This is a genomic window from Catellatospora vulcania (genome assembly GCF_009720385.1).
GTDB classification, from domain to species: domain Bacteria; phylum Actinomycetota; class Actinomycetes; order Mycobacteriales; family Micromonosporaceae; genus Catellatospora; species Catellatospora vulcania.
The window spans coordinates 1-18,458 of sequence record NZ_ML769303.1; the positions used below are offsets into that span (position 1 = coordinate 1).

Annotated in this window: 11 protein-coding genes; 8 read left to right on the forward strand and 3 right to left on the reverse strand. The window is 73.7% G+C overall.

Translation table 11 applies throughout. From position 1 onward, the window contains the following. The first annotated feature begins 139 nt into the window (after positions 1–139). Positions 140–1,744 (forward strand): TPM domain-containing protein, encoded by a 1,605-nt coding sequence (locus F6W97_RS08135; protein WP_155369598.1) that lies wholly within the window; start codon positions 140–142, stop codon positions 1,742–1,744. 16 nt (positions 1,745–1,760) lie between these two features. Beyond that, positions 1,761–2,471 carry a PspA/IM30 family protein gene (locus F6W97_RS08140; RefSeq protein ID WP_155369599.1) on the forward strand — a complete coding sequence of 237 codons (711 nt, stop codon included), beginning with the start codon at positions 1,761–1,763 and terminating at the stop codon, positions 2,469–2,471. Positions 2,472–2,568: 97 nt separating this feature from the next. Here F6W97_RS08140 and F6W97_RS08145 read toward each other — a convergent pair whose 3' ends face one another. Then, positions 2,569–3,657, reverse strand: a complete 1,089-nt coding sequence (locus F6W97_RS08145) for a DUF3626 domain-containing protein (RefSeq protein WP_155369600.1) — start codon at positions 3,655–3,657, stop codon at positions 2,569–2,571. Between the two features lie 144 nt (positions 3,658–3,801). Here F6W97_RS08145 and F6W97_RS08150 point away from each other — a divergent pair, with 144 nt between their 5' ends. From F6W97_RS08150 to purE, 5 genes are all read left to right on the forward strand, one after another. Beyond that, entirely contained in the window at positions 3,802–4,176 is a 375-nt protein-coding gene (locus F6W97_RS08150) for a hypothetical protein (protein WP_155369601.1), read from the forward strand. A 110-nt stretch (positions 4,177–4,286) separates the two neighbouring features. Then, complete coding sequence (locus tag F6W97_RS08155) at positions 4,287–6,296, forward strand: thioredoxin domain-containing protein (protein ID WP_155369602.1); 2,010 nt, start codon at positions 4,287–4,289, stop codon at positions 6,294–6,296. Between the two features lie 124 nt (positions 6,297–6,420). Continuing rightward, positions 6,421–8,598: an asparagine synthase-related protein gene (locus F6W97_RS08160; RefSeq protein ID WP_155369603.1), complete on the forward strand. Its 2,178-nt coding sequence runs from the start codon at positions 6,421–6,423 to the stop codon at positions 8,596–8,598. A gap of 15 nt (positions 8,599–8,613) precedes the next feature. Next, the gene (locus F6W97_RS08165; protein ID WP_155369604.1) at positions 8,614–9,780 is read left to right on the forward strand and encodes a 5-(carboxyamino)imidazole ribonucleotide synthase; all 1,167 of its coding nucleotides are present in this window, start codon (positions 8,614–8,616) and stop codon (positions 9,778–9,780) included. Continuing rightward, positions 9,777–10,283, forward strand: coding sequence for a 5-(carboxyamino)imidazole ribonucleotide mutase (gene purE, locus F6W97_RS08170; RefSeq protein WP_155369605.1), 507 nt, complete (start codon positions 9,777–9,779; stop codon positions 10,281–10,283). Before F6W97_RS08165 ends, purE begins: the two co-directional genes overlap by 4 nt. Positions 10,284–10,404: 121 nt before the next feature. Here the strand turns inward: purE and F6W97_RS08175 are convergent, their stop codons facing one another. Together F6W97_RS08175 and F6W97_RS08180 are read right to left on the reverse strand one after the other, a co-directional pair. Then, positions 10,405–15,441: an SCO7613 C-terminal domain-containing membrane protein gene (locus F6W97_RS08175; protein WP_155369606.1), complete on the reverse strand. Its 5,037-nt coding sequence runs from the start codon at positions 15,439–15,441 to the stop codon at positions 10,405–10,407. Between the two features lie 194 nt (positions 15,442–15,635). After that, positions 15,636–16,988, reverse strand: coding sequence for a UDP-glucose dehydrogenase family protein (locus tag F6W97_RS08180; RefSeq protein ID WP_407924564.1), 1,353 nt, complete (start codon positions 16,986–16,988; stop codon positions 15,636–15,638). Positions 16,989–17,203: 215 nt separating this feature from the next. On the opposite strand from F6W97_RS08180, the gene F6W97_RS08185 reads away from it, so the two are divergent. Continuing rightward, entirely contained in the window at positions 17,204–18,385 is a 1,182-nt protein-coding gene (locus F6W97_RS08185; RefSeq protein ID WP_155369608.1) for an acyl-CoA dehydrogenase family protein, read from the forward strand. Positions 18,386–18,458 lie beyond the last annotated feature (73 nt).

Here is an 18,458-nt window from a genome sequence, read left to right on the forward strand (position 1 = left end):
GCGCCGCAACTCTTAAGGAGTCGTGGCTATCCGGGCCGTGTCTGACCGCGACTGTTTAAGAGTTGCGCCAGGTTGGGGGGTGGATTGAGGGTGGGCTATTCGCCGGGTTGGGGGGTATTGCGGGCGATATCGTGATCACGTGCCGGTGCAGACCACTGAGGTCGATCTCTTCTCGATCCTGTGCTGCCTCGCGATCATCGTGCTGGGCGTGGTCCTGGCACTGACGATGGCCGGGCGGCGCCGGAAGCGTGACCAGGGGGCGGCGAAGGCCACCCCGCAACAGGCCGGCCCGGCCGATCCGTTCGCGGCGTACAACACCACCCAGCTGTCCACGTACGCCAACGGGCAACTGGTGGCCGTGGACAACGCGGTGCGCACCAGCGAGCAGGAACTCGGCTTCGCCACCGCTCAGTACGGCGCCGAGGCCGTGACGACGTTCGCCACCGCGGTCGCCTCCGCCAAGGAGGACCTGTCCGCGGCGTTCCGCATCCGGCATCAGCTCGACGACGAGATCCCGGAGGACGACGCCACCCGACGCCAGCTGCTGCGGGAGATCATCGACCGGTGCGCGGTGGTGGACCAGCGGCTCGACGCCGAGGCGGACGCGTTCGAGAAGCTGCGCGCCATGCAGGCCAACGCCGAGGAGCTGGCGCTGTCGCTGACCGCCCGGACCGGGCAGCTGCGCGGCGGGCTCCCGGCGGCGGAGGCGACGCTGACCCGGCTCACCGACCGCTACACCGACGGCGCGCTCACCCCGGTGGCCGGCAACGTCACCGAGGCCACCGCCCGGCTCGACTTCGCCGACCAGCAGCTCGCCGCGGCGAACGCCGGCATCGCGGCGGGCGACCGCGGCAAGGCGGCGCTGGCGCTGCGCGGAGCCGAGCAGGCCACCGGCCAGGCGGGCGCCCTGCTGGACGCGCTGGGCAAGGCGGCCGGCGATCTCGACGCCGCCGGGCAGCACGTGGCCGGGCTGCTCGACGAGGTGCATGCCGAGGTCGCCGCGGGCAAGGCCGCGATGCAGGCCGCCGGTGGCGCGGGCGGCGCGGACCAGATGAACCTGGCCGCCGCGGTGGCGCGGGCCGACCAGGTCGCCGGGGACGTGCGCACGCAGCTGACGAGCGCGAAGACAGACCCGCTGGGCATGACGCGCCGGCTGGAGGCCGCGGCGTCCGGCCTGGCCGAGGCCATGGGGGGCGTACGCGACGCCGCGAACCGCACCGAGCAGGCTCGCCGCCAGCTGGAGCAGGCCCTGCACGCGGCACGGGCCGCCGTCGACTCGGCGACCGGCTACATCACCACGCGCCGCGGGGCGGTCGGCTCGACCGCGCGGGCCCGGCTGTCCGAAGCGCACGCCCAGCTCGACCGCGCCGAGAGCGGAGCCGACCCGGTCGCAGCGCTGGCCGCAGCGGAGCGGGCACACGATCTGGCCGCGCAGGCCGTGGACTCGGCCCGTGACGACGTCGAGCGCTGGTCCTTCCCCTCCGGGTACGGCGGCCAGATGGGTGGCGGCCGCGTGATCATCGGCGGCCCCGGGGGTTTCGGCACCGCGGCCGCGGGCGGCATGGGCGGCGCCGTGCTCGGCGGCATCCTGCTGGAGAACATGCTCGGCGGCGGCATGGGCGGCTTCCGCATCGGCCTCACCAGCGAGGCGAACCAGCCCGGCGGCGCGGCGGCGTCCGAGGCGCCGCCGGTTCAGGGCCGTTTCGGCGGTCCCAGCACGTGGGCGAGACCGGAGAAATCATGACAGGGGGAAATTGATCATGGTGGCACAGTCGATCCTCGGGCGCATCACCCAGATGGCCCGCGCCAACATCCACGCCATCCTCGACGACGTCGAGGACCCGCAGCAGATGCTCGACCAGATGGTGCGCGACTACACCGCTAACATCAGCGAGGCGGAGAACGCCGTGGCGCAGACCATCGGCAACCTGCGGCTCCTGGAGGCCGACTCGGCGGAGGCGACGAAGAGCGCCGCCGAGTGGCAGGTCAAGGCCAAGGCCGCCAGCGCCAAGGCAGAACAGGTGCGCGCGAGCAACGCCGCCGACGCGGACAAGTTCGACAACCTCGCCCGGATCGCGATCGGCAAGCAGATCGCGTACGAGAACGACGTGAAGAGCTTCGGCCCGATGATCGCCGAGCAGACGCAGATCACCGACCAGCTCAAGCAGGGCGTCACGCAGATGCGGGGCAAGCTCGACGAGCTGCGGCGCAAGCGGGACGAGCTGGTCGGCCGGGCCAAGGTCACCGAGGCGCGGGGCCGGGTGCAGAGCTCGGCGCGCAGCATCGACGCGCTCGACCCGAGCAGCGAGATCAGCCGGTTCGAGGAGATGGTGCGCCGCGAGGAGGCCCGCCTCAAGGGCCACGAGGAACTCAAGGCCTCCAGCGTGGACGCCCAGTTCGAGGAGCTGTCCGCGTCCTCTCGCGACCAGGAGATCGAGTCCCGCCTCGCCGCCATGAAGTCCGGCCGCTGACCCCACTCCGTCCGGTAGCTGCAACTTCCGTGAAGTTGCAGCTACCGGACGATCAATGTCTGCACTTTCCCCGAAACTGCAGGGCTCCCGGCGTTGGTCAGTGGCCGCCGAACGGGTGGCCCGCGTGGACGAGGGTGTGCCAGAGCTGCTTGACGTACTGCAGGAGGTCGTCGGGGGTGCCCCAGGGGGACCAGGAGGCCGGGTCGCGGAGCATGTCGGCGGCGGCGCGGCCGACGATCTCGGCGTCGAACGTGCCGCGTGGGCCCGCGTGCCGCCGGCAGACCTCCGCGGCCAGGGGCGGGATCGCCGCGCCGCGGAAGTCCTGTCCCACCTCGGCGGCGGTCAGTTCGAAGCCCGCGTGCCACTGCAGGCCGATGCCCAGCCGGTCGGCGAGGCCGGTGAGCTGGTCACCAGCGGGATGGCCACGGAAGCTCGGGTCGAGGACCAGCGCCTCGGCGTCGACGGCGAGGTCCACCGGGCCGTGCACCTGAACTTCGAGGTAGTCGTCCAGCGCGCGGCCGTGTTCGGATACCGACGCCGAATCGGCCAGTGCGCGCAGCGCCGCCAGCGGGTCGACGCCGGGGCGGCCCAGCGTCACACCGGTCTCACGGGCGCGCTCGACGTACCCGGCCAGCACCGCTTCGAAGGCGGCGAGCGTGCCGACGTCGGCGGGGCCGAGGTGGCTGTCGCCCACGGTCACCGTGCAGCGCGTGTTCACCGACGGCCGCAGCCGCACGTGGCACGAGCCGAAGCGAGGGCACGCGCCGTCCGGGTGGCCGAGCAGGTTCAGCCCACCGTAGACCGGCCGTTCGGCCGGCGAGGTGTCGGGTGCCCGGTAGGCGTCGCCGAACAGCGCCTGCTCCCAGCGGTCGCGGTCGCCGCCCAGGAAAGCGCTGCGGCTGCCGTTGGTCACGCCGGTCTCGAACTGGCTCCGGTACCGGCCGTCGGCGGCCATCGACTCGGCGACGGTGCGCCCGTCGGCCAGCATCCGGTCGGGGTGGAAGTTCAGGGTGACCTGCCCGTGCGCGGCGGCGGCTGCCACGAGCTCGGCGAGGTCCGGCACGTCGCCGAGCCGTTTCAGGGCGCGGTGCCGCTGTCGTGCCGCGACATCGGTCACATGCGCCAGCGCAGCCCGCTGCGCGGTGGTCAGCGCCGTCTGCGTGTCCTGGAAAGCCGCCCCCGTCATGCCGGCGACCCCATCACACCACCGTCACCGACGGCAACGTGGTTAGGCGAGTGGCCACCCGCCTCAGCGAGGAGCCCCTCAGGGGGACCCCGGCGACGGGTTCGTTGTCTGCGGGGATGGACGGCGTGGGCGACACTCGTCGTCATGTCGAAGGCACGACGACGGGCCCGGGCCGCCGCGCGAGCGCGGGTCGCCGAGGAGCAGGCACCGGCCGAGGTACGCGAGGCGAGCAGCTGGATTCCGGCCGCCGAACCGGCGTTCGTCGCCGGTGTGCTCGGCCTCGTGGCCAGCGTGTGGCTGACCACGCTGCGGCTGTGGCCGTGGACGCCGGCTGTGGCGGTGGGCGCGAGCTTGATCAACGTGTACGCGGCGTACGTCATCCGCAAGGGCGCGGCCGCCGGTGTCGAGAAGTTCCCGTTCCGCCTGGGCGGCGCCCGCTTCCTGGGTGGGGACCGGGTGGCGGTGGGCCTGGCGGCAGGCAGCGCACTGCTGGTCGTGGTGGCGTTCGTGGGGAGATGAGGAGACGCCCGCGTTCGCGCTTGCCGAACCGGAGCGCCCGGTTGCACAGGTTTCCCCGAAACCGCGGCACGAATCCAGGCGCGTCGGATGGGCTGTGAGAGGGTGGAAGTGTGAACCGACTCGGGGACGCGACCTCGCCTTACCTGCTGCAGCACGCCGACAACCCCGTCCACTGGTGGCCGTGGTGTGACGAGGCGTTCGAGGAGGCCAAGCGCCGCGACGTACCGGTGCTGATCTCTGTCGGGTATGCCGCCTGCCACTGGTGCCATGTCATGGCGCACGAGTCCTTCGAGGACGCGGTCGTCGGCGACCTCGTCAACGAGCACTTCGTGGCGATCAAGGTGGACCGCGAGGAGCGCCCCGACGTGGACGCGGTCTACATGTCGGCGACGCAGGCGATGACCGGGCAGGGCGGCTGGCCGATGACGGTGTTCGCAGCCCCCGACGGCAAGCCGTTCCTGTGCGGCACGTACTACCCGAAGGCGCAGTTCACGCGCCTGCTCGAGGCGGTCACCGAGGCCTGGCGCGATCAGCGGACCCAGGTGCTGGAGCAGGGTGACGCGGTGGTCGAGGCGATCGCGCGCAACCCGATCGAGGGCGGCGGCGAGATCACCAAGGAGCTGCTCGACCACGCGGTGGAGCGGCTGCGCGCCGACTACGACAGCGTGCGGGGCGGCTTCGGCGGGGCCCCGAAGTTCCCGCCGCACATGCTGATGCTGTTCCTGCTGCGCCACCACCAGCGGGCCAAGGACGCCGACGCGCTGGAGCTGGTCCGGCACACCGGCGAGGCGATGGCCCGCGGCGGCATCTACGACCAGCTCGCCGGGGGTTTCCACCGGTACGCGGTGGACGCGACGTGGACCGTGCCGCACTTCGAGAAGATGCTGTACGACAACGCGCTGCTGCTGCGGGTCTACAACGAGATCTGGCGGCTGACCGCCGACCCGTTGGCCCAGCGGATCGCCACCGAGACGGCGATGTTCCTGGTCAACGACCTGCAGACGGCCGAGGGCGGGTTCGCCTCGGCGCTGGACGCCGACACCGATGGCGTGGAGGGCACCACGTACTCGTGGACCCCGGCGCAGCTGGTGGAAGTGCTCGGTGAGGACGACGCCGCGTTCGCGAAGGACCTGTTCGGGGTGACCGACGCGGGCACGTTCGAGCACGGCTCGTCGGTGCTGGTGCTCAAGCGCGACATCGACGACGTGGCCCCCGAGGTGCAGCAGCGCTGGGAGCGTGTACGCGGCCTCATGATGGCCTCGCGGCGGGAGCGCCCGCAGCCGATGCGCGACGACAAGGTGGTCGCGGCCTGGAACGGGCTGGCGATCACCGCGCTGTGCGAGTTCTGGCGCAACTACACCGAGGTCGGCGACGTGGCCGACGTGGAGAACGTGGACTTCCGCGCGATCGCGGTCGAGGCGGGCGAGCTGCTGCTGTCCACCCATGTCGTGGACGGGCGGCTGCGCCGGGTGTCCCGGGACGGGGCGGTCGGGCAGCCGGCGGGCGTGCTGGAGGACTACGGCTGCGTGGCCGAGGCGTTCTGCGCGCTGCACCAGGTCACCGGCGACGGCCGGTGGCTGGCGGCGGCCGGTGCGCTGCTGGACACGGCGGGGGAGCGGTTCCGCGACGGGCAGGGCGGCTTCCACGACACCGCCGACGACGCGGAGCGGCTGGTCATCCGGCCCACCGACCCGACCGACAACGCCACCCCGTCGGGACTGTCGTCGCTGGTCAACGCGCTGCTGAGCTACGGCGCGCTGAGTGGGGAGCCGCGCTGGCACGAGATGGCCGAGCGGGCGCTGTCCACGATCGTGCCGCTGCTGGCCGGGCACCCCCGGTTCGCCGGGTACGCCGCCGCGGGGGCGGAGGCGCTGCTGTCGGGGCCGTACGAGATCGCGATCGCGACCACGGACCCGGAGACCGACCCGCTGCTGCTGACCGCGATCGAACACGCGCCACCCGGAGCGGTGATTGTGGCGGGTCACCCGGACGCGCCGGGCGTGCCGCTGCTGGCGGGCCGGACGATGGTCGGTGACCAGCCCACGGCGTACGTCTGCCGGGGGTTTGTCTGCGACCGTCCGGTGACGACGACTGTCGAACTGGCGACAATTCTCGCCTGATAGCACGATATGAGCGGCCAAACGGACAATCCTGGCTAGGCTGGGGCTTCCCCCGGACGACCGTGGCGTGCCCGCAGCACGCGCTACGCCACCGTCGCCCAGCCTTCCCTGAGGAGATGGTCGCGTGGCCGGTCTGGCCGCCCTGCTGAGCTTCGGCTCCGATCGCAGCTCCACCGACACGCTCAGCGCACTGTCGCGCGCGCTCGCCCCGCGCGGCTCCGAAGAGGCCCGCGGCGTCGCGGGCTCCGCCAAACTCCTGATCCGCGCCGCCATGCCGATCGTGCACCGGCTGGACACCACCACCCTGGTCGTCGACGGCATCGTCGAACTGAGCACCCTGGCCAACCGGTACGCCGAGCGGGGACCGCTGGGCCTGGTGGGCGGCCCCGACCCGTACACCCTGATCATGGCCGACCCGGACGGCCTGGTGCTGGCCCGCAACGGCGACGGCCCGCCGCTCTACTACGCCCGCAGCCGCGGGGCGGTGCTGGTCGCCAGCGAGCCCACGGCGCTGCTGGCCGCCGGGGTGCCCGCCCGGCCCGACCCGGAGACGGTCGCCCGCTTCCTGGCCGTCGGCAGCTGCGACGAGGGTGCTGCCACGTTCTTCGACGGCATCCGCCGGGTGCTGCCGCACCAGGTCGTCGAGATCTCCGCCGGGCACACCGAGGGCTGGCTGGTCCGCGCGCACCCGCCGGTGCGGCACCGCGGCCACGCGATCACCGGCCGGATGGCGCTGCTCGGCGCGGTCGGCGAGGGACGGCTCGGCGTGCTGCTCGGCCCCGGCCTGCCCGGCGCGGCCGTGCTCGGCGCGGCGCTGTCCGAACGGTCCGAGCACCGCGGCCTGCCCGTGTACTCGGTGAACTTCCCGGGGCTGCCGGCGGACTCGTCCGCGTACGCCTCGGCGCTGCTCGGGCCGCTGTCGGACAACAGCGTGCGGCACCGGGCGCTGCCGTTCTTCGCCGACGAGATCGACGTCGACGGGTTCCTCGCCGACGTCGGCGAACCCATGCCCGACCTGTCCAGCTACCTCGCCTGGGCCGTCGCGCGGGCCACCGGCGGCGAGGTCGACGCGCTGCTCGGCGCCGGTGGCTGGAGCGGGCCGGTCGGCCACCTGCCGCGCCTGGCCGACCGGGTCGCCAGCCGCTACGGCGTCGCGCTGCGCTTCCCGTACCGGGACCTGGAGACCACCGACGAGGCGCTGCGGGCCGAGCTGCGCGGGCTCGCCGAGCGCACGCTGCCGCCGGTGTCGCTGCGCGCCGCCGCGGCCGCCCCCGCGGCCGCGACGCTGGAGCCGCCGCTGCGGGAGATCATGCTGCGGCTGCGCGCCGAGACCATCAGTGCGCTGCTGTACCCGCGCCACGGCGCGACCGACCACGACGGGCTCGCCGTCATGCAGCACCTGCCGACCGCGAGCGAGGCCGACGTGGCCCGACTGTGGCGGCGCTACCTGCTGGAACGCTGGCTGACCACGGTCCTCGTGCCGTACGAGCGCACCCCCGACGTGCCCGCCGCCCGCCCCGCGCCCGGCCCGGTCGTGATCACCGCAGCGGGGCAGGACTGGACCACCCACCCCGTGCTCACCGAGCCGATCACGGCCGGTGACCGCATCACCGAGAAGTTCGCCTGGTACGTCGCCGAGTTCGCGCACGGCGCCGACAAGAACGCGCGGCAGGCGCTGCGCCGCCCCTGGCACCTGCTCGTCGCCGCGAAGCCGGTCGCCGTCGCCCAGGGCCTGTCCCGGGCCATCTGGGAGATCGAGCCCGGCTCGTACGCCCGCGCGCTGGTCCGGCTCGCCGGGCCCGCCGTAGGGCTTGCCGACCCGTGGAGCATGCAGGTGGCGCTCGACCACGGCGGCCCGGTCCGGCTCGGGCTGGCGGTGCTGAGCGCCCGGCTGGGCCGCCGCGCCTGGTCCGAGCGGTTCGCCGGGCCGCTGGTCCGCTCCGTCTGCCCGCCCCGCGAGCAGGCCTGCCCGCCCGCCCACCTGGCCGTGGTGCCGCCGCCGCGCGACGCCGACCGGGTCGCCGAGCAGATCGTCGCGGCGCTGCGCAAGACCCTGCCCGACGACGTGTACGCCATGCTGGCCGGCTGCGCCGTGGTCGGCGCGGGCGACGGCGGCACCCGCGTGCTGGGCTGGTCGCAGCCCGGTGAGCCGCCCGCCGGGCTGCTGGAGCGGCTGTGCGAGCGCAACCCCTTCGGCCAGGGCGACGAGCGCACCCCGCTGGTGCTGGCGCTGTCCGCGCAGCGCCGCGTGGCGCAGCCCACCAGCCGCAAGGGCGCGAAAGCTTCGGCACGTCGGCGCTGATTAGACTCCTTGCCGATGGACACTCGCACCGGCCTCCCTGTCGTCGGCATGATCGGCGGCGGCCAGCTCGCCCGTATGACCCACCAGGCGGCGATCGCCCTCGGCCAGTCCCTGCGGGTGCTGGCCAACGACGTCGACGAGTCCGCGGCCCTGGTCGCGGCCGACGTCCAGCTGGGTAGCCATACCGACCTGGCCGCACTGCGCACCTTCGCCAAGTCGTGCGACGTGGTCACCTTCGACCACGAGCACGTGCCCGGCGAGCACATCCGCGACCTCGTCGCGGCGGGCCACAAGGTGTTCCCGGGGGCCGACGCGCTGCAGTACGCCCAGGACAAGCACCTGATGCGCCGCAAGCTGTCGGAGCTGGGCGCGCCGGTGCCGCGCTGGGCGCCGGTCTCGTCGGCCGCCGACCTGGTCGCGTTCGGGCTACCCGCGGTCGTGAAGACGGCCCGCGGCGGGTACGACGGCCGCGGCGTGTTCGTCGTCAACGACGTCGAGGAGATCATCGACCTGCTGGCCAGCGGGGCCGAGCTGATCGTCGAGGAGAAGGTCGAGCTGCGCCGCGAACTCGCCGTGCAGGTCGCCCGCTCGCCGTACGGGCAGGTCGCGGTGTACCCGGTCGTCGAGACCGTGCAGCAGGACGGCATCTGCGTCGAGGTGCTGGCCCCCGCTCCGAACCTGCCCGAGGACGTGGCGGTCGGGGCGCAGAAGCTGGCCATCGACATCGCCAATGAGCTGGGCGTGGTCGGGCTGCTGGCGGTGGAGCTGTTCGAGGTCGCCCCGGACGCGCCGGGCTCCGCGCCGCGGCTCGTCGTGAACGAGCTGGCCATGCGGCCGCACAACTCCGGGCACTGGACCATCGAGGGTGCCCGCACCTCCCAGTTCGAGCAGCACCTGCGGGCGGTCCTGGACTACCCGATGGGCGACACCTCGCTCGCAGCGCCCGCCGTGGTCATGGCCAACGTGCTGGGCGGCCCCGAGGGCGGCATGTCGATCGACGAGCGGCTGCACCACCTGATGGCCGCCGAACCGGGCGTCAAGGTGCACCTGTACGGCAAGCAGACCCGGCCCGGCCGCAAGATCGGGCACGTCACCGCGCTCGGCGACGACCTGGCCGACTGCCGCGCCCGCGCGGCCCGCGCCGGACACTGGCTGACCTACGGAAAGGCTCTCGAATCATGAGCGAGCAGACTCCCGCGCCGCTGGTCGGGATCATCATGGGGTCCGACTCGGACTGGCCCGTGATGAAGCCCGCTGCCGAGGCGCTGGCCGAGTTCGGCGTGTCGTACGAGGTTCGGGTCGTCTCGGCGCACCGTACGCCCCAGCTCATGATCGACTACGGGCAGACCGCCGCGGACCGTGGCATCAAGGTCATCATCGCGGGCGCGGGCGGGGCGGCCCACCTGCCCGGCATGGTGGCCAGCGTGACGCCGCTGCCGGTGGTCGGGGTGCCGGTGCCGCTGAAGTACCTCGACGGCATGGACTCGCTGATGTCCATCGTGCAGATGCCCGCGGGCATCCCGGTCGCCACCGTCTCCATCGCCGGCGGCCGCAACGCGGGACTGCTCGCGGCCCGCATCCTCGGCGCCCACGACGCCACCCTGCGGGCCAAGCTCACCGACTACGCCCACAGCCTCACCGAACTCGTAGCCCAAAAGGACGCCGCCCTCCAGGCCACCCTCTAATCCGCCGCCCCACGACCTGCCGCCCCACGACCTGCCGCAACTCTTAAAGAGTTGCGCCTTCGCAGGCCCTTGGAGGCCGCGACTCTTTAAGAGTTGCGGCATGATCATGGCGCGGCCGCGATCAGCGGAATTGTTTGTAGCGGTCGGCGGCTCGGCGGCGGCGTTCGGAGTTGGCGCCCAGGACGATGAGGACGATGCCGCCGACGAGCACGCCCAGCCAGGTGGTTCCGACCAGGGTGAGGGCGTGCAGGGCGGCGATGACGGTGACGGCCGTGCCGATGGCCACGGGGGCCTGCTGGCCGTAGCGGGAGCCGATCACGAGGGTGAGGATGGCCGCGACCAGGAGACCGACCTCACGGATCGGGTTGGTGTCGGTGACCAGCACGACGACCACGGTCGGGCCGAAGCCTGCGATCAGTGCCGGCCCGTACGCGGCCCAGCTGCCCAGTTGCGGGCGCTGCCGCAGTTCCAGCAGCCCGACGACGAGTGCGAGCAACGCGAACGGGAGCGTGTACGCCTCCGGCAGGGCGATGTCGGCGCTGCGCATGATGAGCCACCACGCGGCGATCTCGCTGCCCGCGGCGGCCCAGAACAGCACCCGGCGCTGCCCGGTGGGCCGGTTGGCCCGGGTCGCCGCGATGCCGAGCACCGCGCCCCAGCCGACGAGCAGCGCCGCGACCTGCGACGGGGCGCGTACGGCCAGGGCCAGGGCGATCACCCCGGCGGTGTAGCCAGCCCACTCGACCGCGCTGGCCTCGCGCAGCGCCTCCGGGTGGGTGAACCGCGGGTGCAGCGACGCGCCGACGATCAGGATCGCGCCGACGGCCAGCACGCCGAACGCCGCCCACTCCGGCTTCGCGCCGATGCGCAGGCTGACGGTCAGCACGAACAGCTGCGCGGCCAGCGCCCCGCCGAGCCAGCCCAGGATGCGGGCGCGCTGGCTCCTGCCACCGAGCGCGGCGACGGCTCCGACGGCGACAGCCCCGCCGAACGTGAAGATGGTCAGCCCCGGGGTGGCCAGCGCGCCGGCCAGGCCCGCGCCGCCCGCGATGAGGCCGAGCAGCAGCACCGCGACCCGGGCGGCCCGGACCGGCCGGTCGACCTCCTCTCCGGACGGCGGCTCGGTGAGCGCCACGCTGAGCATGCAGACCGTGAACACCCCGAGCCCGGCCAGCACGCTCGCCGGCCAGGCCAGCCCGAGCCCGGCCGGGGCGATCAGCAGCGTCACCGCGGCGCCGGGCACGACTACGGACACGGCCCGGGTGGGGCCGCCGCCGAAGCCGACCGCGGCGATGCCCGCGGCGACGGTGAGCAGCACCGCGGTCAGCACGGCGGCGACGTCCGCGACGGTCGTGGTGGCGGCGGGCGGGCCCTGCCAGATCGCGTTCAGGCTGTCGTACGGTCGGACCAGCGCCGTATGCAGCGCGGGCGCGAGCGAGGTGAGCGCGATGAAGGCCGGCGCGGCGGCCGCGGCGGCGGCCATCGCGCCCGGGTACGACGGGAAGCGCCGGCTGCGCTCGATCAGCTCCTGGCGGGTGTCGTACCCGACGCGCCAGCGCTGCGGGCCCTCCCTCGGCACCCGGCGGGGCTTGGGCACGGCGACCCGTTCGGGGGTGAGGCCGAGCTGGTCGCGGGTGGTGGTGCGGAGCAGTTCGGCGAGCACCACGAGCAGCACCGCCGCGGCGGCGTACACCCCGGCGGGATGCCCGTTGGCGAGCGCGAGCAGGGCGATCAGCGTGCCGGAGACGGCCACGCCGACGGTGCCCCAGCCGAGATAAGGCGCGGCGGGCTTGCGGGCCGCGGCGAGCGCCGCCAGCCCGATGCTGACCCCGCCGAGCGCGGCGGTCAGCAGCACGTCGGGCTCCTTGCCGGCGGTCGCCGCGAACGCGGCCAGCGCCGCCGGCCCGGCCAGCAGCACGGCGAGGACCCCCGCCCCGCCCAGCACGTCCAGGTGCGCGGGCGGCGGCTCGTCGGCCTGCTCGGCCTGCTGGGTCATCAGCACGGCCATCAGCACGAGCGCGGCCCCCACCAGCGCGATCATGCCGAGCGCCGCGGCGGTGGTCCACGGGCGCACCAGGCTCGCGCCGAGCGCGTGCAGCGCGACCGCGGTCGCCACGGCGAGGCGGGTGTATCCGGCACGGGCGTCCTGTGCCACGGCCGCCGCCAGGGCGTACCCGGTGGCGATGGTCAGGCCCAGCACGATCGGCGCCCACCACGGCCAGCCCAGCGCGGCCGGGGTCCCGACGGTGGCGAGGATCGCGGCGACCGCGGCGGCCTGGTAGCTGCGCGGCGGGGGCAGCACCACGGCCGCGGCCACGGCGAGCACCACCAGCGCCGCGGGCGCCTGCCAGCCGAACTGCACCCCGCTGTCGCCGATCGGGGCCAGGTTGGCGGCCCACAGCTCGCCGGGCAGCGCCAGCGCCTTGATCCCGCCGGCCAGCGCCGGGTAGCCCGCGATCAGGACGAGGATGCCGCCGGCCAGTGCGCTGCCGGCGACGGGTCCGCGGCGCAGTTCCTGCGGGAGGAGCCGTACCGCGACCCCCACCGCGAGCACCAGCAGCGCCGACAGCACCAGCCAGTACGACGGGGCGATCAGGTGCGCGACCCGGGCCAGCGCGGCGATCAGCGCGGTGGTGACCGCCGCGGCGGCGAAGTCCGCGCCGTCCAGGGCGCGGTCGGCCCGGCGGTCGGAGTCGATGGACGGGGCCAGCGCCAGCAGGATCGCCGAGACCAGCAGCAGCGCGCCCAGCCCGGCGTCGAGCACGCCCGCCCCGGCAGTGCCGAACGCCGCCCCGGCCACGACCAGCGCGCCCAGGCCCGCGCCCAGGGACAGCGGGGTGCCGATGCGCCGGTGTGCGACCAGGCGGGCCGCGACGAGGGCCAGGGTGGCGGCGCAGGCGAGGAACGCGCAGGCGAGCGCGACCTGCTCCCCGGCCGCCGGGAAGACGGTGAGCACGCCGGTGCCGACCGCGATCGGCGCGGCGAACGCGGCGGCCCCGGCGGCGGCGTCGCCGAGCAGCACGGTGGCCGGGGGCGCGGGCAGCACCCGCTGCGCGGCCGCGAGCAGGACACCCGCCAGGGTGTACGCCACCATCAGCCCGGCCGTCGACCAGGTGTGCGCCAGCGCGACGCCGACCGCGGTCGCGCCGACCAGGAACGAGGCGACGAGGTGGGTGCGGGCCGCGCGCGGGGTGGCCGCGGCCCAGGGCGCGCCCTGCGCGGAGCCGGTCCCCGCGACGCCGATCCCGGCGGCCAGCAGCGCGATCGCCGCAGCGGCCAGCAGCCACTGGGTGGCCACCCAGCCCAGCCCCAGTGAGGCGGGCGCGGCCAGCGCGGTGAGCGCGGCGCCCGCGACGACGGTCTCGTGCCGCCAGGCGGCCGGCAGTGACAGCGCCGCCGCGATGGTCAGCAGGGCGATCGTGGCGACCAGCGGCCAGCCGGGGTGCCCGGCCCGCTGCGCGATCTCGGCGGTGAACCCGGTCACGTCGGCGCTGCCGAACGGCCACGCCGCGGCGACCGGCGCGAGCGCGGCGCGCAGCGCGCTGCCCGCGGTGAACAGGCTGATCACGATCAGGGCGAGGGTCGACGCGAGCTGCGGGCCGCGCCGGGTCGGCTCCGGGATGGCCCGTACGCCCAGCCCGGTGATCGCGACGGCGGCGGCGATGACCAGCAGCGCCCGGTCGGGCAGGGCGACCACGGCGACCCGCGCCGCGGAGCCGATGACGGCCAGCACCATCGCCCCGGCGGCCAGCTCGTTCAGCGGGGCCCGGCGCAGCATCAGCGCGCCGACCAGCGCGACTCCGACGGCCAGCAGCAGCGTCGCGGAGGCGCGCAGCACCGACGGCACCGTGTCGGCGGTGAGCAGGGCGGCCACGGCGTAGACGACGGCCGCGGCGATGGCCAGCCCGTGCAGCACCCAGGCCAGTTCCCGCAGCCAGAACGCCGAGCGCCGGGTCGCCCTGGCGGCCGTCTCGGGCCGCCGCATGAACGTGGCGATGCCCTCCGGCAGCCCGGCCGTCCGCGTGGTCGCGGGCCGGGCAGCCGCCGGTGTGCCGTCGTCCAGGTCACCGGCGGCCCCCGGGGTGGCCAGGCGCGGCGGCGGGCCGGAACGGGCGGGGGCGTTGGCCAGCTCGACCGCCCGCGCGATCACGGCGTTCTGCGCGGCGACCACGGTCAGCACCACGGCCCAGCCCGCCGGGCCGTGGATCAGGTCGTACACCAGCAGCGGCAGCACCGGCTGGATGGCGATCACGACCGCGTACCGCGGGATGGTCAGCCCGGTGGCCCGGTGGTAGAGGTACGCGATCGCGGCCGTGGCGGCGAAGACCAGCCCCGCCACGACCACCAGCGAGGTGTCGATCAGGCTCAGCTGCGCCAGCAGGTATCCGTCGACCGGCAGCAGCGCCAGCCCGACCGCGGCCAGCGCCTCGGCCGTCGCGGACAGCCCGCCCCGGACCAGGCTCGGCGCGATGCCGAGCAGCAGGGCGGTGGCCAGCGCCAGCACGGTGAGCCGGATGCCGGGGGCGACGCTGCTCAGCGCGACGGCGGCGAACACCACCGCGGCGATGCCGAGCAGCAGCGAGCCCAGCGCGAGCATGATGTTCTGCACCGAGCGCGCGGACGCCTCGGGCGGCGGCTCGGGCAGCGGCGCGACCCGTGGGCCGCCGTCGACGCGAGTCGTGCCGCCGGCTCGGACCGTGCCGGGCGGCCGGGTCGCGCCGTCGGGTCGTGCGCCGCCCTCGCGGGGCGCCGTGGGCGCCTGCCGGGGCACCGTGGCGTCTTCGGCCGTCGTGGCGCCGGAGGCCGCCGGGTCCGCGGCCGATGCGCCGGGAGGCGGCGAGGCGGCCTGCACGGTCGGGTCCTTCGCGCCCGGTGGGCGCGGGATCCAGCGGCGCTGCTTGGGCGCGGCCTTCTTCTGCCGCTGCGCCTCGGCGTGGGCGAGGATGTCGCGCTGGTACAGCGCCGCCTGGAGCTTGCCGCTCAGCTTCTTGCGCTCGCCGGACAGGCGCAGGTCCTCGGCGTTCATGTCGGCGATGGCCTTGTTGAGCCGGGCCACCTCGGCCGCGAGCTGCTCAGGGGTGTTGCCGCAGTGCGGGCAGCGCACCGACGGATCCCGTTCCCGGCCACACATCGAGCACGTGCTGGTGGCCGCAGCCATGGCTACCTCCGACTCCCGGCACGTCACCGGATGACGACGCGGCGTATGGATCCACTCAGCAGCAGCATGCCTAATAGGAGTGACCTTTGAAAAGCCCCATTTCAGTCAGCAAGTGGATCGCCGGGACACGCGGTTGCCCTGCGCATGCGAAAGGGCCCGCCCGCGGTATGCGGACGGGCCCTTCTCACGTGCGGTCAGACCGTCGGGCGGCCCAGCGCGCGCAGGTTCCAGCCCGCGGACTTCCAGGCGGTCGCGTCGAGGCAGTTGCGCCCGTCGACGACCAGCTTGGTGGCGGCGACCTCGCCGAGGGCCACCGGGTCGGCGTTTCGGAACTCGGCCCACTCGGTGAGCACGCAGACCAGGTCGGCGTCGGTGACGGCGGCCACCATCGACTTGGCGTACTCGACCTCGGGCAGCGCCCGCTTCGCGTTCTCCATGCCCTGCGGGTCGTACACGTGCACCGAGGCGCCGGCGCGGGACAGCATGCCCGCCACGGCGAGCGCCGGGGCGTCGCGTACGTCGTCGGAGTTGGGCTTGAAGGTCGCGCCGAGCACCGCGATCCGGGCGCCGGACAGGTCCGGGCCGGCCGGGCCGAACCTGCGGCCGAGCAGGCCGGCGGCCAGGTTCAGCACCCGCTGGCGGCGGCGCAGGTTGATCAGGTCGACCTCGTGCAGGAAGCGCAGCGCCTCGCCGGCGCCCAGCTCCTGGGCGCGGGCCTGGAAGGCGCGGATGTCCTTGGGCAGGCAGCCGCCGCCGAAGCCGACGCCCGACTGCAGGAAGCGGTTGCCGATGCGCGGGTCGTAGCCGAGCGCGCGGGCCAGCTGGGTGATGTCACCACCGGCGACCTCGCAGACCTCGGCCATCGCGTTGATGAAGGAGATCTTGGTGGCCAGGAACGAGTTCGCGGCGACCTTGACCAGCTCGGCGGTGGCGAAGTCGGTGGAGACCACCGGCACCTCGCGGTCCTCGGTGGCGGCCAGGTCGAAGACGCCCTTGTGCGCGGCGTGCAGCAGCGAGTTCGACCACTCGGTCTTCGTCGCCACGACGATGCGGTTGGGCCGCATGACGTCGTCGACCGCGAAGCCCTCCTGCAGGAACTCGGGGCTCCAGGCGACCTCGACGGCCAGCTCCGGGCGGGCGTGCTTGGCGACCAGCTGCTCGACCCACTCGGCCGTGCCCACCGGGACGGTGGACTTGCCGACGATCAGGGCCTTGCGGCTCAGGTGCTGGGCCAGGTTGCTGACCGACGCCTCGACGTAGGTCAGGTCGGCGCCCAGGCCGCTGGCCCGCTGCGGGGTGCCCACACAGATGAAGTGGACGTCGCCGAAGTCGGCGGTCTCCTGGTACGACGTGGTGAACCGCAGTCGGCCGGCGGCCAGGTTGCGGCGCAGCATCTCGTCGAGTCCGGGCTCGTGGAAGGGCACCTCGCCCTTGCCGAGCTTCTCGATCTTGTCTACGTCTACGTCGAAGCCGATGACCTCGTAGCCCAGTTCTGCGTAGCAGATGGCGTAGGTGGCTCCCAGGTAACCGGTGCCGATGAAGGTCAGTCGGGGCCGGGCGGCGCCTGACGGCGGGGTTACCGGGGCAGGCTGGCTCGCGTACGGGAGCGTCACGCTTCGTCTCCTTGATCCGCAAGGGGTGGGGGTCTCAGGTTTGAGCAGTTGAAGAGCCTACGCCCTCGACCACCTCAAAGAAAGTTTACCGGCAGCCGCTGGACGACCTTGGCTTATCGAGCGTTAAGCTACCGACCGGTACGCCCCATATGAAAGTCGGTCAGAGGAGGTCTCGGGTGTTCGCGCTGTACCAGCTCTCCGAGGAGCACGTGGCGATCCGCGAGGCGGTACGTGAGGTATGTAACGCCAAGGTCGCCCCGAACGCCGCCGCTGCGGACGAAACGAGCGAGTTCCCGCAGGCCAGCTATGACGCGCTGCGCGCCTCGGACTTCCACGCCCCGCACATCCCCGAGGAGTACGGCGGCGCGGGCGCTGACGCGCTCGCCACCGCGATCGTCATCGAGGAGGTCGCGCGCGCCTGTGCCTCGTCCTCGCTGATCCCGGCCGTGAACAAACTTGGCACCATGCCGGTGTTGTTGTCCGGTTCCGCCGAGCTCAAACAGCGATACCTGCCGAAGGTCGCCTCCGGCGAGGGCATGTTCTCGTACTGCCTCTCCGAGCCCGAGGCCGGCAGCGACGCGGCAGCCATGACAACCCGGGCAGTTCGTGACGATAATCACTATGTTCTCAACGGCGTGAAGCGCTGGATCACCAACGCCGGCGTCAGCGAGTACTACACCGTCTTCGCCGTCACCGAGCCCGGCATCGGCGCCAAGGGGATCTCCGCCTTCGTGGTCGAGAAGTCCGACCCGGGGGTCAGCTTCGGCGCGCCCGAGAAGAAGCTCGGCATCAAGGGCTCGCCCACCCGCGAGGTGTACCTCGACAACGTGCGCATCCCCGCCGACCGTCTGATCGGCGAGCCCGGCACCGGCTTCGCCACCGCCATGCGCACCCTCGACCACACCCGGGTCACCATCGCCGCCCAGGCCGTCGGCATCGCCCAGGGCGCGCTGGACGCGGCCCTGGACTACGTCAAGGAGCGCCGCCAGTTCGGCAAGCCGATCGCGGACTTCCAGGGCGTGCAGTTCATGCTCGCCGACATGGGCATGAAGCTCACCGCCGCCCGGGAGCTGACCTACGCCGCCGCGGCCCGCTCCGAGCGCGGCGACGCCGACCTGACCTACTTCGGCGCGGCCGCCAAGTGCTTCGCCTCCGACGCGGCCATGGCCATCACCACCGACGCTGTCCAGCTCCTCGGCGGCTACGGCTACACCAAGGACTTCCCGCTGGAGCGCATGATGCGCGACGCCAAGATCACCCAGATCTACGAGGGCACCAACCAGGTCCAGCGCATCGTCATGGCAAGGCAGCTCCTCAAGGGCGTCATCTAGTCCGGCTTCACCTGGGCGTGGCCCCCCCCAGGCGGGCACCCCCAGGGACGGAGCCGGGGGGGGGGGGCGTAAG